A 22,327-nucleotide genomic window follows, 5' to 3' on the forward strand; every position below is an offset into this window, starting at 1 on the left:
TCCCCTAGTTGCGGGGCAGTTCGAGGTCGCTCTTGGCGAGCTCCTCCACGTTGACGTCCTTGAACGTGACCACCCGAACGTTCTTCACGAAACGCGCCGGACGATACATGTCCCACACCCAGGCGTCCTGCATCGTCACCTCGAAGAACACCTCGCCGTCGGCGGTGCGCACCTGAAGGTCCACCGAGTTGGTGAGGTAGAACCGGCGCTCGGTCTCGACCACGTAGGTGAAGAGCCCGACCACGTCCCGGTACTCGCGATAGAGCTGCAGCTCCATCTCGGTCTCGTACTTTTCGAGATCTTCCGCACTCATAGCCGCACTCCCTCCCCGACGACCTCTGCCTCATTGTTCCGCATCTCGGCCTCCCCCGCGCTTGGTGTGACCGCGCCTGGCCGTGCCGCCCGCGACATCACGCGAGCGACGTTGACAAAGGATGAACGGTGTTCGGCACAGGGCCCGTGAGCCGCCAGGGCGGCGGTGTGCTCGCGGGTGATGTAGCCCTTGTGCACGTTGAAACCGTAGGTGGGATAACGCTCGTGCAGCGCGACCATGAGCCGGTCTCTCGTGACCTTGGCGATCACCGAGGCGGCCGCCACACACGCCGCGACCTGATCGCCCTTGGGCACCGCCAGGGCGGGGACGCCGAGCCCGGGTACCGGGAAGCCGTCGCTGAGCACGTAGGCGGGCCGGGTCTCCAGCGCCGCGAGCGCCCGCCGCATCCCGGCGATGTTGCACCGGTGCAGCCCGATCCGGTCGATGTCGTCACAGGGGATGATCACTGCGCTCCACGCCCGGGCTCGCGCCACGATCTCGGCGTAGATCTCCTCCCTGCGGCGCGGCGTGAGCAGCTTTGAGTCGGTGAGCCCGTCGATCAGCCCGCGCCGGCCGGCGGGAAGGATCACGGCGCCCACCACGAGCGGACCGGCGCATGCCCCGCGCCCCGCCTCGTCGACACCGGCCACCGGGCTGAAGCCACCATGCTCCAGAGCGCGCTCGTACGCGTAAAGCCCCGCGTCCCTGCGGGGTGTGAACTTGACGGGGCGTACGAGACGCCAGAGGTTCGTCATCGCCCGCACCCGACCCCATCGCCCTCGAAACTCACGTTTCGAGCGTACGACGTACCGAGGACAGAGCGGACCGAAACCGGTCAGGCGGCGGCCTGGCGACGTCGGTGGCGGCGCCGGAGCCGACGGCCCACCCAGGTGAGCGGAACCGCGCCCACCAGCCCGGCCGCCAGCGGCGTGGCGGGCAGCGCGGCGTTGGCCACGGCCAGTGCGGGCTGCTCGAAGGTCTTGGGAATCGGCAGGACCCTCGCCCGGCCGATCGGCCACACGATGACGAACGCGCGGCCGATCACCCTGCTCTCCGGGATCGAGCCGCCGCCCGCGTCGCCCGAGTGCTGACGAGAATCGTAGGAGACCTCGCGATGATCGCCCATGACCCATAGCCGCCCCTCGGGCACGGTGAAGTCGAACTCCTTCTCCGAGGGCCTGTTCTGCTGCCCTGTGACCGGATCGGTGTAGAGGTAGCTCCGTTCGTCCACCGGCACGTCGTTGACCGTGACCCGGCCCTGCGCGTCACAGCACTTCACCCGGTCGCCCGCGACGCCCATGACCCGCTTGATGTAGTCCTTCTCGCCGGGCACGACGCCGAACGCGCGGCCCACGGCCGCGAACGCCTTCGACACCGGGTTGCTCGGCTGCTGCACCTGGACCTCGGGATCCCACGAGTCCAGGCCGTTGAAGACCACGACGTCACCGCGCTCGATGTCGCGCATGTGGTAAACGATCTTGCTGACCAGCACCCGGTCGCCGATCTGCAGCGTGTTCTGCATCGACGCCGACGGGATGTAGAACGCCTGGACGGCGAACGCCTTGATGACGAGGGCGAGCACCAGAGCCACACCGACGAGGATGGGCAGCTCCTTCCAGAAGGAGCCCTGCTTCTTGCCGTCCTCGCCGGTACGCTTCCCGGCGCGCTTGCCCGCAGGCCGCTCGTCGCCGGACGCGGAGCCGTCGGGATCGGCGGCCTTGTTCTCGTCGGGCACCGTGCCCTCGGCCTCGGAACGCACGTCTCTCCGATCGTCCTGGGACGGCTCCGGGGCGGCGTCGGCGGGACTGCGCGCCGGGTCGCCCACGCTCTGGTCGTCAGTCATCAAGTCGAGCCTATAGGCGACCAGCGGTCACGGCGCCTTGCGGCGGCGTGTCGTTCACAAAGCGATCACAACCCCAAGCGATCACTACCCGGCCGATCCGCCGGGAACGGCCTGAGCGAATTCGCCGGGCGGCGCCACCCAACACTGCCCCGGCGCGTTCTGAACGCACCGGGGCAGCGGACGTGGGAGACGGGAGCGCGGTCGCGCGCCCACCGCGGCTCAGTTGTCGCGCTTCTCCTTGATGCGCGCCGCCTTGCCGCGCAGGTTGCGCAGGTAGTAGAGCTTGGCCCGCCGGACGTCACCACGGGTGACGATCTCGATCTTGTCGATCGACGGGCTGTTAAGCGGGAAGGTGCGCTCCACGCCGACGCTGTAGCTGATCTTGCGGACCGTGAAGGTCTCACGGGCGCCGCCGCCCTGACGCCGGATCACCACGCCCTGAAAGACCTGGATCCGGCTCCGGTTGCCCTCGGTGACGCGAACGTGCACCTTCAGCGTGTCGCCCGGGCGGAACGCCGGGACGTCGGCACGCATCGCGGCCTTCTCGATCTCCTGGATCAGGGTGTGCATGACTGCGGTTCCTCTGCGGTTCCTCACGGCCAAACGCGCCAGGATGACGGCAGCGCCGACCGCGCGAGTGGGGACATCTGGGAAGTCGTGACGTGCTCGGCATCGAGCCGAGCGACGCCCTAGCCTACCGTAGGTTCGCCGTCCACCGGAAAACCGGCCGAATCGAGTACCCTCCGGTCGTCCGCGTCGAGCGTGTCGGGATCTATCTTCGCCGCCAGTTCCGGCCGGTGAACGACCGTACGGCGGAGCGCCTGATCACGCCGCCAGCGCGCGATCGCGCCATGGTCGCCGGACAGCAGGACCTCGGGTACCGCCCGGTCGCGCCAGACCGGGGGCTTGGTGTAGACGGGGCCCTCGACCAGGGTCTCCATGGCACCGGGGGCGAAGGAGTCGTCGGTGACCGAGTCGGCGTTGCCGAGCACGCCCGGCAGCAGCCGGCTGACCGCCTCGACGATCACGAGAACGGCGACCTCTCCGCCGGCGAGGACGTAGTCGCCGATGCCGACCTCGTCGACCGGCATCCGCTGACGGGCCTCCTCGACGACCCGGGAGTCGATCCCCTCATACCGTCCGCAGGCGAACACCAGCCATGGCTCGGCTGCGAAGGCCACCGCCTGGGCCTGGGTGAAGGGGCGGCCGCTGGGCGTGGGCACCACCAGCCGGGGCACGGCGGGCGTGCCGGGCGGGACGATCGCGTCGAGGGCCTCGCCCCACGGCTCGGGCTTCATGACCATGCCGGGTCCGCCGCCGTACGGGGTGTCGTCGACGGTGCGGTGCCGATCGTGCGTCCAGTCCCGCAGGTCGTGCACGCGGACGTCCACGACGCCGCGCCGCCGCGCCTTGCCGAGCAGCGAGACGTCCAGCGGGGCGAAGTACTCCGGGAAGATCGAGACAATGTCGATGCGCATCGCGCGAACCCTAATCCTCGATGAGGCCGGGCGGCGGGTCGATGACGAGCCGGCCGGCGGCCACGTCGACCTCGGGAACGAGCGCGGCGACGAAGGGCACGAACGCCTCGCCGCCTTCCGGCCGGCCGATGACGAGCAGGTCCTGGCCACCGTGCCGCACCTCGGTGACGGTGCCGATCTCGGCCCCGCCCACCGTGACGACGTCCAACCCGAGCAGTTCCTGATCATGGAACTCGTCGGGGTCGTCGCTCGGCGGGATGTCTGCGTAGTCGACGACGAGCCAGGTGCCTCGCAGCTCTTCGGCCTCATCGCGGCCGTCGACTCCGGCGAACTGCAGGAGCAGCCGGCCCGAATGCCACCGGGCCCTCTCGATGGTGAGGGGGCCCGACTGCTCGGGTTCCGTGGCGAGCACCGCTCCGGGTGCGAACCTGGAGTCGGGGTCGTCGGTGCGAACCTCGACGGTTACCTCGCCACGGATCCCGTGCGGCCGTCCTATGCGGCCCACAACCAGCGTCTTCATCAGAATGCGCCGGTCAGCGGACCTCGTTGACGTCGAGCAGATCCACGCGCACGTAACGGTCGCCGGAAAGAGCGCCCATCACCGTGCGGAGGGCCTTGGCGGTACGCCCGCTTCGGCCGATGACCTTACCGAGGTCCTCGGGGTGCACTCGCACCTCGAGCACCCGGCCACCCTTGATCCGGCGCGCCTGAACCCGGACGTCGTCCGGATGTTCGACGATGCCCCGGACCAGGTGCTCGAGCGCGTCTTCGAGCACCTTAGGCCTCGCTCTTGGCTTCGGTGGTCTCCTCGGCCTTCGCCTCGGTTTCGGGCTTGGCCTCGGTCTTCGCCTCGGTCTTCGCTTCGGGCTTGGCCTTCTTGGCCTCGGCCTTCTTGGGCTCGGCCTTCTTCTTCGACTTCGGCGTCGTCGCGGCGCCGCCGTCCTTCAAGGTCTCCTTGACGGCGGCGTCGAAGACGGCCTTCCGGTCCACCTTGGGCTCGGCCGTCTTGAGCCGGCCCTCGGCTCCCGGCAGGCCCTTGAACTTCTGCCAGTCGCCGGTGACCTTCAGGATGCTGAGAACCGGCTCGGTCGGCTGCGCGCCGACGCCGAGCCAGTACTGTGCCCGCTCGGAGTCCACCTCGATGAGAGAGGGATTCTCCTTCGGGTTATACCGGCCGATCTCTTCGATCGCACGCCCGTCACGCTTGGTGCGGGCATCGGCAATGATGATCCGGTACTGCGGGTTCCGGATCTTCCCCAGACGCTTGAGCTTGATCTTGACTGCCACGGGTGTGGTGTTCTCCAGATTCGACATGGATGAGCGAAGCGCGCCAGGTGGGGACCGGCACGAGCCGCTCGGATGGACTCCGGCGCGACAGGGGTGAGAGGGCTCCTGACGCTCCGGGTTTCCAGCCTGTCATTGTGCCAGACGATTAGCGCCGAGTAGTAATTCGGCGCCGCGAACACGCGAGAAATGCCGTATTACTTACGCGATCGCGGGGCTATCTCTTCTTGCGGGGCTGCAGATCGCCGAGATCGGGCATCTGGAAGCCGGGGGGCAGCTGGCCGGGCAGCCCGCCCGGGAGCCCGCCGAGGGCGGGCGGCAGAGCCTGCGGCGCCTCGCGCTCACCGTTCTGCTGCGCGGCGGCCGCGCGCTTGCGCGGGTCACCGCTGCGCGGCTGCTTCTTCTTGCCCTTCTTGCCCTTGGCCGCGCCCTTGCGCCGCGTTCCCGGCACTCCGGGGATCCCCATGCCGCCGGCCATCTGGCGCATCATCTTCTGGGCGTCGAAGAAGCGGGTGACCAGGCTGCTGACCTCGCCGACGCTGACCCCGGAGCCACCCGCGATGCGCGCCCGCCGCGAGCCATTGATGATCTTCGGGTTGTCGCGTTCGCCCGGGGTCATGGAGCGGATGATGGCCGCGACCCGGTCGAGGTCCTTGTCGTCGATCTGGTCGATCTGCTGCCGCATCTGCCCCATGCCGGGCAGCATGCCGAGCAGATTGCCGATCGGGCCGAGCTTACGGATCATCATCATCTGCTCGAGGAAGTCATCGAGCGTGAAGTTCTCACCCGAGGCGAACTTCGTGGTCATCTTGGCGGCCTGGTCGGCGTCGAACGCCTTCTCGGCCTGCTCGATCAGGGTGAGGACGTCGCCCATGTCGAGGATCCGGCCGGCCATCCGGTCGGGGTGGAAGACATCGAAGTCCTCGAGCTTCTCACCGGTCGAGGCGAACATGATCGGCCGGCCGGTGATGTGGCGCACCGACAGCGCCGCGCCACCGCGCGCGTCGCCGTCGAGCTTGGTGAGGACGACCCCGTCGAATCCGACCCCGTCGAGGAAGGCCTGGGCGGTCGTGACCGCGTCCTGGCCGATCATGGCGTCGACCACGAAGAGGATCTCGTCCGGCCGGACCGCGTCGCGGATGTCGGCCGCCTGCCCCATCATCTCGGCGTCGATGCCGAGCCGGCCGGCGGTGTCGATCAGCACGATGTCGTGCTGGGCGTGCCGGGCATGGTCGATGGAGCGCCGGGCCACCTGCACCGGATCGCCGACGCCGTTGCCGGGCTCGGGCGCGAAGACGGCGACGCCGGCACGCTCGCCGAGCACCTGGATCTGCTGCACCGCGTTGGGGCGCTGCAGGTCGGCGGCGACGAGCAGCGGCGCGTGGCCCTCCGCCTTGAGCCAGCGGGCGAGCTTGCCCGCGAGGGTGGTCTTACCGGCACCCTGCAGACCCGCGAGCATGATCACCGTGGGCGCGGTCTTGGCGAACCGGATCCGCCGGGTCTCGCCGCCGAGGATCTCGATGAGCTCCTCGTTGACGATCTTCACGACCTGCTGCGCGGGGTTCAGCGCCTGGGCGACCTCGGCGCCGGTTGCCCGCTCCTTGATCCGCGCGATGAAGTCCTTGACGACGGGCAGCGCGACGTCGGCCTCGAGCAGCGCGACGCGGATCTCGCGCGCCGTCGCGTTGATGTCGGCCTCGGTCAGCTTGCCCTTGCTGCGCAGCGACGTGAAGACCGACGTCAAGCGGTCTGAAAGCGTCTCGAACACGTGTCTCGACCAGTCCTCAGGAGCTTCGGGGATCGACCCCCAAGGTTATCCGGTTCACGCGGTTCCCGGTCGCGCCGAGACGGACGAATACGGGGATCACCCCGCCGCGACACGCCTCCGAGGGGCTCCGGCCCTGGTCACAGGGCCGCCTGGCCGCCGGTCGGGCCGGCGCGGATCAGCGCAGGACCTTGAGGATCCGCTGGCGTACGGCGTCGAGGGCGGCGGTGTCGGAGATCGGGGCACCGTCCTCTCCCACGACGTAGAAAACGTCGACGGCGTTGGCGCCGAGCGTGTCCACCTGAGCGGCGCGGACCTGCAGGCCGCACGCACCGATGGCCCGCCCGATCCGCCACAGCAGTCCGGGCCGGTCGTGCGCCCGCACCTCGATGACGGTGGCCGTGTTCGAGGCGTCGTCGAGGATCGTGACCCGTGGTGGCGGCACCACGGCGCCCGGCCGTACCCGCGCCGCGCCGGCGCGGCGCTCCAGCCGGGCCGCGACGTCCAGGCGGTCGGCCAGGGCCCGCCGCAGGTCGGCCTCCAGCAGGGCCGGATCCGGCGGTGTGCCGTACTCCGGGACCGCAGTGAACTCGATCATGGCTGTGGGGCCGTCGCCGCCCTGGGCGGGCAGCACGCCACGGGCCGTACGGACGACGAGCCGGTGCAGAGCGAGCACCCCCGCCGCACGCCACAGCAGCCCCGGCCGGTCGGGAGCCACCACCGTGATCCTCGTGCCCACGACTCGCACGGCGCCTCCGCCGTGCCTGGCCAGGGCGAGCTGCGCGGGGCTGGGTTCGGGTGCCCGTGGCACCGCCCGGCCCGACAGCGCCGCGGTCACCCGGCGGACCAGTTCGTCGACGAGGCCGGCCTTCCACGCGCCCCACGCGGCGGGACCGGTCGCCAGGCCGTCCGCGAGCGACAGCGCGGCCAGCAGTTCGAGCACCTCGTGACCGCCCACGGCGTCGGCCACCGCCCTGATGGTGACCGGATCGTCGAGATCGCGCCGGGTGGCCGTGTCGGGCAGCAGCAGATGGTGGCGGACCATCGCCTCCAGCACGCCGACGTCGCGCTCGCCGAAGCCCATCCGCGCGCCCATATCGCGGGCCACCACGGCCCCGCCGCGGGAGTGGTCGCCGGGCCAGCCCTTGCCGATGTCGTGCAGCAGCGCGCCGACCAGCAACAGGTCGGGACGGGCGACCTCGCGCGTGAGGGCCGCGGCTCCGGTGGCGGCCTCGACCAGATGCCGGTCGACGGTGAAGCGGTGCACGGGATTGCGCTGCGGACGGTTGCGCACCCGCTCCCAGTCGGGCAGCAGCCTGGTGATCAGCCCGGCCTGGTCCAGCGCCTCCCACACGGGGATCGCAGGGGGGCCGGCACCGAGGAGCGCGACGAGGGCGTCACGGGCCTCGGCGGGCCACGGCACGGGCATGGGCGGCACGTCCTCGGCCATCCGGTTCACGGTGGCGGGCGCCAGCGGGAGGCCGGCCTGTGCCGCGCCGGCCGCGATGCGCAGCACGAGCGCGGGGTCGGTCAGATCGGCACCGCGGGCGAGGACGGCCTCGCCGTCGTGCTCGACCACGCCGTCGGCGAGCGGACGCCGCTCGGGGCGGCCCCGCCCCCGGTTGCGGCCGCGGGCGGCGCAGAACCGGTCGACGTGCCGCCACACGTGGTCGCCCGCGTAGGTGACGGTGCGCGCCGCCTCGGCGGTGGTACGGAGCAGCATGTCGGCGTCGAGGAGGCCGACCGCCCGCGCCACCGCCTCTTGCTCCTGGAGGACGAGCCGGTCGGCCGCCCGGCCGGTGAGCTCGTGCAGGGCATGCCGTACGTCCAGCAGCAGGCGGTAGGCCGCGCGGACGCGCTCGTCCGGTGCCGGCGCCACCCACGAGGCCGCCACCGCCTGCATCACGTGGACGTCCCGCAGCCCGCCGCGCGCCTCCTTGAGATCGGGTTCGAGCAGGAACGCCAGTTCGCCCTGGGTCTCCCAGCGCTCACGGGTCATCGCGGACAGCTCGCCGAGCCGCCGCCGCGCGTCGGCCCTCCAGTCCGCGAGCACGGCCGCGCGGAGTTCGTCGACGAGGGACTGCTCGCCCGCGATGCGGCGGGCGGACATGAGCCCGAGCGCGGCCTTGAGATCGTCCCTGGCCACGGTTCGCGCCTCGTGCACCGTGCGCACGGAATGATCGAGCCGGAGCCCGGAGTCCCAGACCGGGTACCAGATCCGGTCTGCGACCTCGGCCACGTGACGTGCCCAGGCCGCGTCGAGGACGTCCAGGCCACTCGGGCCACCCGCGTCGGGCCGGTCCGCCGGGCCGGTCAGGTGCGCGCGGTCTCGGTCCCCGAGACCGTCGCCGGGTGCCTTGGACCTTCCCCGGTGCAGCAGGACCAGATCGAGGTCACCGCCGGGAGTCAGATCACGGCGGCCGTGGCTGCCGACCGCGACCAGGGCGACGTGCGGTTCGGGGCCGAGCAGACCGGTGAGCCACCGATCGAGCTCGTCCGCCCGGGTGGCCCGCGCGTCCGCGTGGGCCTTCCTGGCGGCGAGCGTGCCGGACCGCGGCAGGTCCGGTGACCTCAGCATCTGCTCAGGGCCGGGCGCGACCGCCTCGTGTCTCATCGGCTCCCCCTCGGGGTGCGCCGCGGCCGGGCCGGACGCGCTTGCCGCGCGGATGTCGCCGCGCGCCCACCCCGATGCGGACGGGGGCGCTCCCGACCGGGTCGTACGGTCGGGAGCGCCCCGCTCATGTCACCCATACGGCGATCTCCCCCGAGCACGCCGTTCCTCAGAGGGCTTCCGGGCCGGTTTCACCGGTACGAACCCGGATCACCGTCTCGACGGGAACCGCCCACACCTTGCCGTCCCCGATCTTCCCGGTCTGGGCGGCCTTGACGATGACGTCGATGGTGTCGTCGGCGTCGGCGTCGTCGACGAGGACCTCGACCCGCAGCTTGGGGACGAGATCCACCTTGTACTCCGCGCCACGGTAGACCTCGGTGTGGCCCTTCTGCCGGCCGTATCCGCTGGCCTCGCTGACGGTCAGCCCACGGACCCCGAAGGTCTCCAGCGCGGACTTGACCTCATCGAGCTTGAACGGCTTGATGACCGCGGTGATCAGCTTCATGCGTCGGCCTCCACCTTCTTGGACGCGGTCTCGGAGTCGCCGTCGGTACCGGCCGTTTCGCTGGGATCGTCGCCCTTGTCCTCCGCCGGGCCGGTGCCGTCACTCACGGCGGTCGCCTGGCGCACGGCCGCCGGCAGGGAGGCTCCGATACCGGAGTGGATCGTGCCGAAGTCGTACGCGGTCTCGGCGTGCGCCGCGCTGTCGATGCCGGAGATCTCGTCCTCGGCGTCGGCGCGGAAGCCGATGGTGAGGTCGATGACCTTGCCGATCACATAGGTCAGCACGAGCGAGTAGGCGAGCGTCGCGGCCACGCCGACCGCCTGCTTGCCCAGCTGGGTGAGGCCGCCTCCGGCCAGCAGACCGTCGGCGCCGGCCTCGTTGACGGCCGCCGTGCCGAGGAAGCCGATGAGCAGGGCGCCGAGCACGCCACCGACCAGGTGGACGCCGACCACGTCGAGCGAGTCGTCATAGCCGAAGCGGTACTTCAGGCCCACCGCCAAGGCGCAGACCGCGCCGGCGATCAGGCCGAGGACGATCGCACCGATGGGGGTGACGAAGGCACATGCGGGGGTGATGGCGACGAGGCCGGCGACCGCGCCGGAGGCGATGCCCAGCGTGGTGGGGCTTCCGTCGCGCACCTTCTCCACCATGATCCAGGCGAAGGACGCGGCGGCCGTGGCGACCAGCGTGTTGATGAACGCCACCGCGGCGACCTCGTTCGCGCCGAGCGCGGACCCGGCGTTGAAGCCGAACCAGCCGAACCACAGGAGGCCCGCGCCGAGGAGTACAAACGGCAGGTTGTGCGGCCGCATCGGCTCCTTCGGCCAGCCCTTGCGCTTGCCCAGCACCAGGGCCAGGGCCAGGCCCGCCGCACCTGCGTTGATGTGGACCACCGTGCCGCCGGCGAAGTCGAGCGCGCCGAGGTCGAAGAGCCATCCGCCCGAGGCCCAGACCCAGTGGGCGATCGGGATGTAGACCAGCGTCACCCACACGATGCCGAAGACGACCCACGCGCCGAACTTGGCCCGGTCGGCGATGGCCCCACTGATGAGGGCCACGGTGATGATGGCGAACGTGGCCTGGAAGGCGACGAACACGAGCTGCGGGATGCCGGTGCCGTCGTCGGTGGTCGCCATCTTCTCAAGGCCCACCAGGCCCCAGTCGCCGAGGCCACCAATGATCTTGTTGACGCCGCCACCGTCGCTGAACGCCAGAGAATAGCCATAGAGGACCCAGACCATGGTCACGGTGGCGATGCTGACGAAGCTCATCATCATCATGTTGAGGACGCTCTTGGCCCGGCTCATCCCCCCGTAGAAGAAGGCCAGGCCCGGTGTCATGAGCAGGACGAGCGCTGTGCTCGCCAGCATCCAGGCGGTATTACCGCTGTCGATCTTCATCTCGGAGAGAGCCCCTCCTCGGCACGGAACGTTGATTGCGTTGAGGTTCCGGTGCCGCGGTTTCACCCGAAAGGCCCCTGTGTTTCCAAGGTGTGAAACCCTGCCATGCCGTGTTGCGAGCATGTTTCACAATCCTCACCGTGTGAGGACGAGGGGGTCGGTCGCCGAGAGACGAGGGGTCAGTCGCCGAGGATGGCGTCCACGAAAGGCCCCGGTTCGAAGGGGGCCAGGTCGTCGGGGCCCTCTCCCAGGCCGACCAGCTTGACCGGGACGCCGAGCTCACGCTGCACGGCGACGACGATGCCGCCCTTGGCGGTGCCGTCCAGCTTGGTCAGCACGATGCCCGTCACGTTGACCACCTCGGCGAAGACCCTGGCCTGCTGAAGGCCGTTCTGGCCGGTGGTCGCGTCGAGCACGAGCAGGACCTCGTCGACCTCCGCCTGCTTCTCCACGACGCGCTTGACCTTGCCGAGCTCGTCCATCAGTCCGGTCTTGGTGTGCAACCGTCCGGCGGTGTCGATGATGACCGTGTCGACCTTGCTGTCGATGCCCTGTCTGACCGCCTCGAACGCGACGCTGGCCGGGTCGGCGCCCTCGGCGCCGCGCACGACCTCGGCTCCGACCCGGGTCCCCCAGGTGACGAGCTGATCGGCGGCCGCCGCGCGGAAGGTGTCCGCGGCGCCCAGCAGCACCCTGCGATCGTCACCGACGAGCACCCGGCCGAGCTTGCCGCAGGTGGTGGTCTTGCCGGTGCCGTTGACCCCGACGACGAGCACGATGGCCGGCCGGGTTCCGTGCCGCTCGGTGTGCAGCGCCCGATCCCAGTCGGCCCCGATCTGCGCGATCAGCTCCCCCCTGAGCAGCTCCCTCACGTCCGCGGGCGTGCGGCTGCCGAGGACCTGCACCTTGGTCCGCAGATCCTCGACGATCTGCCGGGCGGGCGCCACGCCCATGTCCGCGGCGAGCAGGGTGTCCTCGATCTCGTCCCAGGCGTCGTCGTCGAGCGTGTCCCGCGACAGCAGCGCGAGCAGGCTCCGGCCGAAGGTGTTCTGCGACCGGGCCAGCCGTGCCCGCAGCCGTACGAGCCGGCCGGCCGACGGTGGCGGTTTCTCGATCTCCGGTATCGGCATCGTGCCGACCGACGGCTCGATCGGGCCCTGGGGCGGCGCGACCGGCTCTTCCTCCGCGACCGTCGCTCCGGCCGGGCGGGTCTCGGTGGCGGTGCCCGCGGAGGTCCGCGCCGGCGGCACGCGCGGTGGCGCCTTACGGCGGCCGGGGCGCAGGAGCAATGCGCCGGTGATGACGGCGACGACGACGATGGCTACGGCGAGGATCACGAATTCCATAACGTGTCCCAGTCTCCCAGACCGCGCAGCCGACCCGGACATCCCGGGGAGAGGGTGATGACCCGGTGCGCTCGCCGGAGCGGCTGCGGATGGGCATCGCGGCCGCCGACGGGTTCCTCGTGCGTCGCGCACGGCCCGAGGCCGCGATTCGGCCAATGCCTTGACCAACCCTATTTCCCGGTTTCCCCACATATAAGGTGCTTTCGCAGTTCAACCTCACTGCTCAGGTGCACCTCTCTTCGCCGTTCAACCTCTCTTCGCAGTTCACGCTCTAGTTCAGGAAGGCATGCGATGTCTGGTCGAAGCGCGCTCCGGCTCGGGATCCTCGTACTCATCGGCATGGCCACCACGGCCGGATGCGGTGGCGATTCCGGTAGCGCGTCCAAGAGCACTCCCAGCGCGGACGGTCGCGGCTCCACCGCCGCCTCGCCTTCGCAGGGCGAATCCGGGGACGGAACCACGGAGGCCAGGCTGGAGCAGGCCCGGCAGGCCCTGCAGGCGTTCATGCGGCGTAGCACGGTCGGCGACATCTCGGCGTGTGGTCATGTGGCCCCGGACAGCGAGTTCGAACGGCAGGTGTTCAAGGGCGACTGCCGGCAGGGCGTCAAGGACATGCCGCACTTCATCAAGCCGGACGAGCGGCGGGCCCTCGTGACGGTCAAGGTGTCGGGGGGCACGATCGACGCCGCCGGCGAGGTGAGCATCCCCTTCACCGACCTCAGCTGGAGTGACGGGAACATGACGGTTCACACGGTGCAGCCGGTCTTCGTGATGCGGGAGACGGGCGGCGTGTGGAAGATCGTCCGGTGACGGCCGGCGCCCGGTCGGTCAGCCGGCCAGCCTCCTCGAACCCGCTGTGTTGAGGATGTCGCCGAATTCGGCGCTCGGGCCGACTCCGAGGCTCTCCCGGAGCAGCGCCGCGTAGGCGCCGTAGACCCGCTGGGCCATCCCGATGTCGTTGCGCGCCAGGTGAGCCTGTGCCAGGACCCTGTACGGCCCCTCGCTCAGATCGTCCACCTCCACGGCGTACGACGCGAGTTCGATGGCCGCCGGTATGTCGCCGCTGAGCAGCATCGCATCGGCGATCTTCTCCAGGGCGAGGAGGCGGAGCCGGTCCCACCGCTGCCGCGCCATGTGCACCTCATCGCTGGTCGATCCCGGCAGGAGGGGCTGGGCGAGAGGGCGCCAGTGGTCGAGGGAACGGATCGCGAGCTCCGGGAGCGTGGCCGTGGCCGAGACCGCGAAGCGGGCGAGGTCCAGCGCGGCCGTGAAGTCGACGCAGGTGTCCTCGGCCAGCCCGATGACCTCGTGGTCGGCACTGACGATCCGGCCCTGGGTCAGCCTGCGGATCCGCCAGAGGATCTGCCGCAGCCTCTTCGCGGCGCGTTCCGGTTCCTCGTCGGGCCAGAGGCGCGCCATCAGCGCGCCCCTGGACATCCGGTGCCGTCCGAGCACCAGATTGATGACCAGGTTGCGCGGGAGTTCCGCGAGAGCCACCTCGCCGCCGTCGATCCGGCAGGTGAACGCCGACAGCAGGTGAACGCAACCGCCGCCGGTCGAGCACCCGTCTCTGGTCAACACCCGTCGTCCCCTTTCCGCCTCTGCATGCTCTGTGCGGCCTGTGCCGCCTGCCCGCATCGATCAGAGCCGGTACATCTTGATCCAGTCGACTTCCATGGTGGCCGGGACCTTCCAGTCGATGCCCTCCCCGGTGTGCGGCTGATCCGCCGGGAACCAGTCAAGTTGGATCGTCTGCACCATGTCGCCGGGTGGCAGCACGGCGCGGTCATCGGTGTGGAACCAGCGTCGTCCGTCGACGTAGCCGGTCATGCTCTCGGCCGTCCATTCGACCGCGAAGTGATGCCACTCGGTCAGATCGGCCCTGACCTGGGCCTGCAACTGGTCATCACGCTCGGGAGGGCCATAGTGCAGGAAGAAGTTCGCCACGTCGCGCCTGCCGGAGTCGATGACCTCCAGGTAGTCGACTTCGCCCCCGCCCCCCGCGGGGGTGACGCCGCCACCGCCCTGCGTCGGCCACAGCAGCAGCACCGGGTGGTAGCAAGCGCATCCCCGCGACATCCTGACGCGGGCCTCCCAGCGCCCGGTCTTCTGCGCGCCCCGTCGCCACGCCATGGCGCCCGTCGTCCCGTCGGGCCAGCCGGTGATCGTGAGAACGCCGTCGCGGACCCGGATGGCCTCGGGGCTCCGCCGGCCGTTGCCGGCGTGCCCCGCGCCGTCATAGACCTCCCAGTCGGCGCGGTCGACGTCGTCGCCGTCGAAGTCGTCACGGGCGACGAGGCCGGTCCAGCCATGGCGCCCAGCGGCGGTCTCCCGATCGCCGGGCGTCATCGGCGACGCCTCGGCGGACCCGCCCGCCGACGGAGCCGCCGCCCGGCTCGATGAGGCGGGCGGCGGCGAGCCGGCGGGCGAGCACTCATCACGGCGGTCATGACCGGTGGCCACCGGTCTCGACGAGCCGGAACCGACACCGGATTCCCCTCGCTCCACGGGCAGCGCGGCACCGATCGCCATGCCCCCGATCAGGAAGGCTCCGGCGGCGACCGCCGCCCGGGAGAGAGGGGAAGGCAACACGGGGTGAGCTCCTTCCCGAGGGGCGATCCGGCGGCTCCTCGGTCATGGGCCACCCCGCCTTTCCGGTGTATTCCTCAGACAGTAGGCATCCGGAAAGCGCAGCCGTAGGGCCATTGGACCCAAACTGGACCTATCGCATTGAGCCGGGCCCAAGGCGGGTCAGTGCAACGTTCACCCCGGCAGTACACCGAGCCAGGTCGCGATGGCGGACGCCCTGTTCGGCACCCCGAGCTTCGCGTAAATCCTGTTCAGATGATTTTTCACCGTTTTCTCGGTGAGGAACAGCCGGACCGCGATATCCCGATTGGTGTGCCCCCGCGTCACCAGGTCCATCACCTCGGCCTCGCGGGCCGACAGGCCGAAACGGGTCCGATCGGCCGGGGTCTCCCGCGGGGGCGGAGCGGCGGCCCGGCCCGACTTGGCCTCGTTGATGAGGGCCGAGACGGCTGCCGGTGAGAGCGGATGCGCCCGATTGTGCACCGTTTCGCGGATCGCCGTGAGCAGCTCGTCGACGGTGAAGGCGTCGTGCACGAGATAACCGACCGCGCCGTTGCGGATGGCCGACAGCACCACTGCGGGTTCGTCGACGTGCGTCAGCATGATCACTCTGCTGATCTTGCTGAGCGCCTCTGCCGCGCTCACTCCGTCGACCCGAGGCATGCGCACGTCGAGCAGGACCACGTCGGGCATCACCTGCCATGCCCGTTCGACGGCGTTCCGTCCGTCTCCGGCCTCGGCGACGACGTCCATGTCGCCGCTGGCCTCGAGCAGGGCGGTGAGCCCGGACCGCACGACGGGGTTGTCGTCCACCACCATCACGCGGTGACGCGGGCCGCCGCTCATCGAAGCCTCCATGCTCTCGTCTCCAGGCCCTTCCCGCGCGGCTCGCCCGTCCGTCGTCCGGCTGCCGCCTCGGCCGCGGAAGCGACGTCATCGAGCGGAAGACTCATCATGATCTCGGTGCCGGCCCCCGGCTCGGACCGTACCGCCAGGTCCCCTCCCACGCGCTGAACCCGCTCGTGCATGCCCACTATGCCGTAGTGACCGTCGTCGGCGAGCCCGTCGAGCCAGGCCTCGTCGCCCCCGGCCGGCGCCGCGAAGCCCCTGCCGTCATCGCTCACCCGGACCTCCAGCCGGTCACCGCGCACGGACAGCCGGACGGTCACGCTGGTGGCCTTCGCGTGCTTCCCGACGTTCTGCAGGGCCTCCTTGACGACGGCCACGGCCTCGTGCCTCGCGCGCAACGGCACCTCGGCGTCGGCACCGGCCGTGGTCCGCACCGGCACGCCGCTCGCCCTCGACCACTTCTCCGCGACCTCGCCGATCGCGGTTCCGAGCGGCCGGCGCACGACGTCGATCCGCAGATCCGAGATGAGCGTGCGCGCCTCGCGCGAGGCGATGGCGGCGGCGGACTCGATGCGCTTCGCCTCGACCTCCGCGCGCTCGGGCGACTCGCGGACCCAGAGCGGAAGCGCCTTCGCCGACAGGGCGATCCCGGCGAGGGTCTTCGTGAGCGAGTCGTGCATCTCGCGGGCCAGCCGGGCGCGCTCGTCCGCGGCCAGCGCCATGGCCTCCATCCGCCAGCGGGTCTCCTCCACCTCGACCTGTTCGTCGAACAGACGGCGCAGCACCGCCCCGACCAGGGCGGCGGTCGGATAGAACACCGGCATCGCGAGCAGGAGCGGAAAGGCGCCGGTCGACAGCTCGTCGGAGGTGTCGTTCTGGTGCATGGCGGCGTAGTAGAGCACCGTCTGCTGCAGGCAGAGAAGCGCGGTCACCCGCCACTGGTAGAGGAGCCCGGCGATACCGGCCGCGACCACCGTGACCAGGAAGTACGGACCGAAGATGCCGCCCACCTCGAGCACGGCGTATCCGAGCAGGACGTCGAACCCGAGCAAGGCCGGGTGCTTGAGGAGCCGGGGGACGACGCGTTCCCACACGGCGAGCACGAGTCCTGACGACACGGCCATGGCCGCGAGCACGCAGAGCGCGACCACGTCACGGCGCACGTTCGCGTCGAACAGCACGGTCACGCCCACGGCGAGGACCCGGAGTTGCATGAGGAGCACGAAAGTGATGCCGACCCTGGACTCGGTCGAGCGGTTCAACTCACGCTGCGACCGGTCCTCGAAGAAGGACGCGGGCGAAGAGCCGGAAGAGGATTCGCTGGTGGACGAAGTCTCGCTAGAAGACATCGCCGAGCCCTCCGGTCACACTTACACCCCCGGTACGTAACTACAATAATCGTGGTATTGGTCTACATAGCTAGCTGTTGCCGTACCTGGTCAGTAATTGACTATTATGCCCGCAATAGCCGGTATTAGGGGAGTTGAGGGGACGACAGTGTCCGGTGCCCGGCTCGCGCCCCGCCCCGGGGACGCGACGACCCCCATCGAGTTCGTCGCACATATGCGCAGGCTGCAGCAATGGTCCGGTCTGACCCTCGACGAACTGGAGGCCAGGGCGACGGTACGCGGGGACCGGCTGCCGGCCGGCCGGCTCGCCGTTCTCCTCGACCATGACATCGTTCCCCCCAGGGAAATGGCCGTGGCGTTCGTACGCGCATGCGGCTGCACCCCCGCGGTACAGCGGGAATGGACGCGGGTCCACGAGCGTGTCACCGCCATGCCGTCTCCGAACGCGCCGGTCACGACCGTCACCGAACCCCGTTCCGACCAGCCGCCCGGAGCCGGTCCGGGAGACGGAACGCCCACGTCGGAGGGCTCGCCCGCCCCGGCCGACCACGGTCCGCGGCACAGCCGGGCGCACCGCCGTCATCCGGTCTCACTGCTGGTCATGGCGCCCGTGCTGATCACTTTCGCGATCGTGGGGATCTCCCTGTGGCCGGGCGGCACCCCCGCCGTCGAGCCCGGCGCCACGCCCGCGCGCGCCAACACGGGGGCCGAGTCGACCGCACCGGGCGAGCCGGCCACGCCGGGCCGGACGACCGCACCGGGCGCGACCATCTCGACGTCCTCCCGTGGACTGCCCGTGGGTGGCTGGTACACCGTCCATCCGACGCCCGGCGGCTGCCTCTCGGTCCTGCCCGACAACGACTTCCGGCCGACGCTCGCGACCGACGCCTGCATCGCGGACGACACCATGCAGCGATTTCGGTTCGAGTCCGGCGAGGGCGGCGTATACACGATCAAGGGCTCGACCATGGACGACGACATCTGGTGCGCCACCGTGGATTCGCGGTCCGAGGGCGCGCTGATCCATCTGACGTCGTGCGATCCGAACTCCTCGCTGCAACGGTTCACCGTGACGTCGGCCGGCGCGTCGCCGCAGAGGGGCCCGCTGTTCCGGATGCGCCCGCAGGGCGATGACGGCATGTGCGTCGGGCTCGGCACGCGCGTCGCAGGCACTGCCCAGGCCATGCAGATCGGCTGCGAGCGGACCGGCATTCTGGAGTACACCCTGTCGCCGGTGGCGTCCCCCACCGGGAGCTGACCGTCAGGCGGGCTCCGGCTCACGGATGCGCTGACTGATCACGTGTGTCACACCGTCACCTCGCATGCTCACCCCGTACAGGGCGTCGGCACCCTCCATGGTGCGCTTCTGGTGGGTGATGATGATCAACTGCGATGACTCGCGCAGCTCTTCGAGGATCGTCAGCAGCCGCTGGGTGTTCGTGTCGTCCAGCGCCGCCTCGACCTCGTCGAGGACGTAGAACGGTGACGGCCGGGCGCGGAAGATGGCCACCAGGATGGCGATCGCGACCAGCGACCGCTCACCGCCGGACAGCAGCGACAGCCGCTTGACCTTCTTGCCGGGCGGCCGGGCCTCGACCTCGACACCGGTGGTCAGCATGTCCTCGGGCTGGGTCAGCGACAAGCGGCCCTCACCGCCGGGGAACAGCCGGGAGAAGATCCGCTCGAATTCGCGTGCGGTGTCCGCGAAGGCCGCGGCGAACACCTGCTCGACCCGCTCGTCCACCTCCTTGACCACCGTCAGCAGATCCCGGCGGGTCTTCTTGAGGTCCTCGAGCTGAGAGGTGAGGAACGCGTGGCGCTCCTCCAGCGCGGCGAACTCCTCCAGCGCCAGCGGATTGACCTTGCCCAGCGTGGTCAGCTGCCGCTCGGCGGCCTTGGCCCGCTTCTCCTGTACGGCACGGTCGTACGGCTGCGGGACGGCGTCCTCGCCCGCGTCGGGCGGGGGCGGCACCGGCTGGTCCGGCCCGTACTCGGCGATGAGGGAGGCGGCCTCGACGCCGTACTCCTCCAGGGCCCGCGTCTCCATCTGCTCCAGTCGCAGCCGCTGCTCGGCCCTGGCGACCTCGCTGCCGTGCACCACGTTGACGAGCTTCTCCAGCTGTGCGGACAGCTCGCGCACCTGGTTGCGTACGATCTTGAGCTCGGCCTCGCGGCTCTCGCGCCCCCGCTCCGCGGTCTCGCGCTCGGCGACGGCGTCGCCGAGCGACACCTCGATCCGCTCCAGGGCCACCCGGGCGCCCTGCTCGACCGCCTTGGCGACCCGCGCCTGCCGGGCTCGGCGTTCACGGAGCGCCGCCGCCCGGGCCCGTTCCTCCCGCTCCCGGCGTGCCCCGCGTTCCAGCGCGTCGGCGCGGCCGGTGATCGCCTTCACCCGTTCCTCGGCCGTACGGACCGACAGGCGGGCCTCCATCTCGGCCGAGCGCAGTTCCTGGCAGCGCTCCGCGAGGTCGTCGCGCCGGCTCAGATCAGGTTCCACGTCGAGGTCCTCTTGGGCCTCGGCGATCTCGAGCCGCTCCTGCAGCTCGGCGATGCCCTGATCGTCGCGTTCGCGGGCCTCCTCGGCCGCCGAGACGGCCTTGGCGAGGCGTTCGACCTCCTGGCGGGCCGCGTGCTCGGCCGCTTGGAGGCGGGCGAGATGCTTGGCCTCCTGCGCCGCCTTGGCGTCGACCTCGCGCAGCCGGACGCGCACCCGGTCGAGTGCCGACTGTGCCTCGCCGGCAGTGGCCTGCGCCTGGTTGACGGACGCCCTGGCCGCGTCGAGCGCGGTCTGGGCGCGCTGTTCGGCGGCGGCGGCCTGCTCGAGCCCCAGCGCGCTGCGCTCGGCCTCGCGGCCCGCGGCGGCGAGCGCCTCGACGGCCTCGTCGAGCGCGGCCCGCATCTGCAACGGCCCGTGCGCGGCTCCCGCGGCCCCGCCCTGCGCCCAGTGCGCCCCGAGCAGATCGCCGTCACGAGTGACCGCCCGCAGCTCCGGCCGCGCGTCGACCAGAGCCCTCGCGGCAGGCAGGTCGTCGACCACGACCACACCGTCGAGCAGATGCTCGATGGCGGCCCGTACGGAATCCGGCGCCGTGATCAGATCTCGGGCGTGGCGCGCATCACCGGGCAACGGCGCCCGTGCGACGCCGGGAGCGGGCCCGTCACCGACGACCACCCCCGCCCGGCCGGAGTCCTTGTCACGGAGCAGCGTCAGAGCGGCCTGCGCCGTGTCCAGTGACGCGACGGCGACCGCCTCGGCGGCGGCGCCGAGCGCGGCCGCGACGGCCACCTCTGCTCCCGGCTCCACGGCCAGCAATGCGGCGACCGTGCCGAGCACACCGTCGAGGTCGGAGGCCAGCAGTGCCTCGCCGCCGGCGGCGGCGTTGCCGAGGGTCAGCTCCAGGGCCTCGATCCGGGCGCGCAGCGCGGCGACCGCCCGCTGCGCCCGCTGATCCGCCTCACGGGCGGCGGCGACTCCGGCCCTGGCGTCCCGCACCGCCTGTTCCGGGCCGGCGACCGCGGCGCGGGTCTCCTCCACCGCGCTCTTGGCCTCGGCGAGCGCCGACTGGGCACGCTCGTGGTCCGCGGCCAGTTCCGGATCCTCGTCGGCCAGGGCGTCCTGGGCCTCGTACTCCGCCTGTGCCGTCTCGGCCCGGCCCTCGGCCTCGGCCCGGGCGGCGGCCAGCCGGCCGATCTCGGCCTCGGCCGCCTGCGTCTTGCTGCGCAGGGCGTCGACGCGGCCGCGGAGCCTGGCCAGCCCCTCGCGGCGGTCGGCGGCGGCGCGGGTGGCCTCGTGCAGCCTGCGCTCCTCGTCCTTCAGCAGGAGCTCGGCCTCGGTGCGCTCGCGAACGGCCTCGCCGAGGCCGTCCTCGGCCTCGTCGAGTCGGCCGCGCAGCCATTCCTCCTGCTCGCGCACCTCTGCGGCCTCGCGCTCCATGTCCTCGGGGTCCCGGCCGCGCCGCTCCTCGTCACCGCTCTCGACGGCGTGCCGGTGCCGCGCCGAGGCGAGATCGGCGACCCCCCGCAGCCGCTCCTTGAGTGAGGAGAGCTGGAACCACGTGTCCTGCACCTGGACCAGCCGGGGAGCCTCGGCCTGTGCCTCGGCCTCCAGCTCGGTCTCGCGGTCCTGTGCCCCGGCCAGCGCCTGCTCGACCGAGCGGCGCCGTTCCCGCACCGCCGCCTCGTCGGCCGCCTCGGCCTCGAGCCTGGTCCGCAGGGTGAGCAGATCGTCGGCGAGCAGGCGCAGCCGCGCGTCGCGCAGGTCGGCCTGGATGACGGCCGCCCTGCGGGCGATCTCGGCCTGCCTGCCAAGGGGCTTGAGCTGGCGGCGCAGCTCACCGTTGAGGTCCTGCACGCGGGTCAGGTTGGCCTGCATGGCGTCGAGCTTGCGCAGGGCCTTCTCCTTGCGCTTGCGGTGCTTGAGAACGCCCGCGGCCTCCTCGATCACCGCGCGCCGCCCCTCGGCGCCCGAGTGCAGCACGGCGTCGAGCTGGCCCTGCCCGATGATGACGTGCATCTCCCGGCCGATACCCGAGTCCGACAGCAGTTCCTGGACATCGAGCAGCCGGCACGGATCGCCGTTGATGGAGTACTCGCTCTGACCGGACCGGAACATCAGCCGGCTGATCGTCACCTCGGTGTAGTCGATCGGCAGCGCGCCGTCGGAGTTGTCGATGGTCAGCACGACCTCGGCACGGCCCAGGGGCGGCCGGCTCGCGGTGCCGGCGAAGATGACGTCCTCCATCTTGCCGCCGCGCAGCGACTTGGCCCCCTGCTCACCCATGACCCAGGCGAGAGCGTCGACGACATTGGACTTACCGGAACCGTTCGGCCCGACCACGCAGGTGATGCCCGGCTCGAAGCGGAGGCTGGTCGAGGAGGCGAAGGACTTGAAGCCGCGCAGCGTCAGGCTCTTCAGATACACGCACGCGCTCCCCTGTCAATCCCTCAGGGGCCGGCCCCCTGATCAGTCGAACGATACCGGTCGGCAGTCAG

Annotated in this window: 21 protein-coding genes; 3 read left to right on the forward strand and 18 right to left on the reverse strand. The window is 70.9% G+C overall.

Annotation, left to right across the window (positions count from 1 at the left end):
- Positions 1–4: 4 nt before the first annotated feature.
- The 13 genes from HKK74_RS02155 to ftsY form a co-directional block, all read right to left on the reverse strand.
- Positions 5–313 carry a DUF2469 domain-containing protein gene (locus tag HKK74_RS02155; RefSeq protein WP_187236622.1) on the reverse strand — a complete coding sequence of 103 codons (309 nt, stop codon included), beginning with the start codon at positions 311–313 and terminating at the stop codon, positions 5–7.
- On the reverse strand, positions 310–1,068 hold the full coding sequence (locus HKK74_RS02160; protein WP_187241239.1) for a ribonuclease HII: 759 nt from the start codon (positions 1,066–1,068) through the stop codon (positions 310–312). Before HKK74_RS02160 ends, HKK74_RS02155 begins: the two co-directional genes overlap by 4 nt.
- Before the next feature lie 80 nt (positions 1,069–1,148).
- Positions 1,149–2,156 carry a signal peptidase I gene (gene lepB / locus HKK74_RS02165; RefSeq protein ID WP_187241240.1) on the reverse strand — a complete coding sequence of 336 codons (1,008 nt, stop codon included), beginning with the start codon at positions 2,154–2,156 and terminating at the stop codon, positions 1,149–1,151.
- Positions 2,157–2,375: 219 nt separating this feature from the next.
- Positions 2,376–2,726 (reverse strand): 50S ribosomal protein L19, encoded by a 351-nt coding sequence (gene rplS / locus HKK74_RS02170; RefSeq protein WP_187236619.1) that lies wholly within the window; start codon positions 2,724–2,726, stop codon positions 2,376–2,378.
- Between the two features lie 119 nt (positions 2,727–2,845).
- Positions 2,846–3,634, reverse strand: coding sequence for a tRNA (guanosine(37)-N1)-methyltransferase TrmD (gene trmD, locus HKK74_RS02175; protein WP_187241241.1), 789 nt, complete (start codon positions 3,632–3,634; stop codon positions 2,846–2,848).
- A gap of 10 nt (positions 3,635–3,644) precedes the next feature.
- Positions 3,645–4,154: a ribosome maturation factor RimM gene (gene rimM / locus HKK74_RS02180; protein WP_187241242.1), complete on the reverse strand. Its 510-nt coding sequence runs from the start codon at positions 4,152–4,154 to the stop codon at positions 3,645–3,647.
- Positions 4,155–4,167: 13 nt separating this feature from the next.
- Positions 4,168–4,410 carry an RNA-binding protein gene (locus HKK74_RS02185; RefSeq protein ID WP_187241243.1) on the reverse strand — a complete coding sequence of 81 codons (243 nt, stop codon included), beginning with the start codon at positions 4,408–4,410 and terminating at the stop codon, positions 4,168–4,170.
- Between the two features lies 1 nt (position 4,411).
- A complete protein-coding gene (rpsP, locus tag HKK74_RS02190) occupies positions 4,412–4,921 on the reverse strand; it encodes a 30S ribosomal protein S16 (RefSeq protein ID WP_187241244.1) in 510 nt (169 codons plus the stop codon).
- 214 nt (positions 4,922–5,135) lie between these two features.
- Entirely contained in the window at positions 5,136–6,686 is a 1,551-nt protein-coding gene (gene ffh, locus HKK74_RS02195; RefSeq protein WP_187241245.1) for a signal recognition particle protein, read from the reverse strand.
- 175 nt (positions 6,687–6,861) lie between these two features.
- Complete coding sequence (locus tag HKK74_RS02200) at positions 6,862–9,297, reverse strand: [protein-PII] uridylyltransferase (protein ID WP_246491106.1); 2,436 nt, start codon at positions 9,295–9,297, stop codon at positions 6,862–6,864.
- A gap of 166 nt (positions 9,298–9,463) precedes the next feature.
- On the reverse strand, positions 9,464–9,802 hold the full coding sequence (locus HKK74_RS02205) for a P-II family nitrogen regulator (RefSeq protein WP_187241246.1): 339 nt from the start codon (positions 9,800–9,802) through the stop codon (positions 9,464–9,466).
- Positions 9,799–11,202, reverse strand: a complete 1,404-nt coding sequence (locus HKK74_RS02210) for an ammonium transporter (protein ID WP_187241247.1) — start codon at positions 11,200–11,202, stop codon at positions 9,799–9,801. Before HKK74_RS02210 ends, HKK74_RS02205 begins: the two co-directional genes overlap by 4 nt.
- A 179-nt stretch (positions 11,203–11,381) precedes the next feature.
- Positions 11,382–12,548, reverse strand: coding sequence for a signal recognition particle-docking protein FtsY (ftsY, locus tag HKK74_RS02215; RefSeq protein ID WP_187241248.1), 1,167 nt, complete (start codon positions 12,546–12,548; stop codon positions 11,382–11,384).
- Between the two features lie 291 nt (positions 12,549–12,839).
- On the opposite strand from ftsY, the gene HKK74_RS02220 reads away from it, so the two are divergent.
- Positions 12,840–13,358 carry a hypothetical protein gene (locus HKK74_RS02220; protein ID WP_187241249.1) on the forward strand — a complete coding sequence of 173 codons (519 nt, stop codon included), beginning with the start codon at positions 12,840–12,842 and terminating at the stop codon, positions 13,356–13,358.
- 18 nt (positions 13,359–13,376) lie between these two features.
- On the opposite strand, the gene HKK74_RS02225 is transcribed toward HKK74_RS02220, so the two are convergent.
- The 4 genes from HKK74_RS02225 to HKK74_RS02240 form a co-directional block, all read right to left on the reverse strand.
- Positions 13,377–14,129 (reverse strand): AfsR/SARP family transcriptional regulator, encoded by a 753-nt coding sequence (locus HKK74_RS02225; RefSeq protein WP_187241250.1) that lies wholly within the window; start codon positions 14,127–14,129, stop codon positions 13,377–13,379.
- Between the two features lie 60 nt (positions 14,130–14,189).
- Positions 14,190–15,140 (reverse strand): glycoside hydrolase family 16 protein, encoded by a 951-nt coding sequence (locus tag HKK74_RS02230; protein ID WP_187241251.1) that lies wholly within the window; start codon positions 15,138–15,140, stop codon positions 14,190–14,192.
- Positions 15,141–15,311: 171 nt separating this feature from the next.
- Complete coding sequence (locus HKK74_RS02235) at positions 15,312–15,995, reverse strand: response regulator (RefSeq protein ID WP_246491107.1); 684 nt, start codon at positions 15,993–15,995, stop codon at positions 15,312–15,314.
- The gene (locus tag HKK74_RS02240) at positions 15,980–17,200 is read right to left on the reverse strand and encodes a sensor histidine kinase (RefSeq protein WP_187241252.1); all 1,221 of its coding nucleotides are present in this window, start codon (positions 17,198–17,200) and stop codon (positions 15,980–15,982) included. Before HKK74_RS02240 ends, HKK74_RS02235 begins: the two co-directional genes overlap by 16 nt.
- Positions 17,201–17,213: 13 nt before the next feature.
- Here HKK74_RS02240 and HKK74_RS02245 point away from each other — a divergent pair, with 13 nt between their 5' ends.
- Positions 17,214–17,375 (forward strand): hypothetical protein, encoded by a 162-nt coding sequence (locus tag HKK74_RS02245; protein WP_222721746.1) that lies wholly within the window; start codon positions 17,214–17,216, stop codon positions 17,373–17,375.
- Positions 17,376–17,483: 108 nt separating this feature from the next.
- Positions 17,484–18,593 carry a ricin-type beta-trefoil lectin domain protein gene (locus tag HKK74_RS02250; protein ID WP_187241254.1) on the forward strand — a complete coding sequence of 370 codons (1,110 nt, stop codon included), beginning with the start codon at positions 17,484–17,486 and terminating at the stop codon, positions 18,591–18,593.
- Positions 18,594–18,596: 3 nt separating this feature from the next.
- Here HKK74_RS02250 and smc read toward each other — a convergent pair whose 3' ends face one another.
- Positions 18,597–22,256, reverse strand: a complete 3,660-nt coding sequence (gene smc / locus HKK74_RS02255; RefSeq protein WP_187241255.1) for a chromosome segregation protein SMC — start codon at positions 22,254–22,256, stop codon at positions 18,597–18,599.
- Between the last annotated feature and the right edge of the window lie 71 nt (positions 22,257–22,327).

The sequence above is a fragment of the Actinomadura alba genome (assembly GCF_014323705.1).
In the GTDB taxonomy this organism is placed as follows: Bacteria; Actinomycetota; Actinomycetes; order Streptosporangiales; family Streptosporangiaceae; genus Actinomadura_C; species Actinomadura_C alba.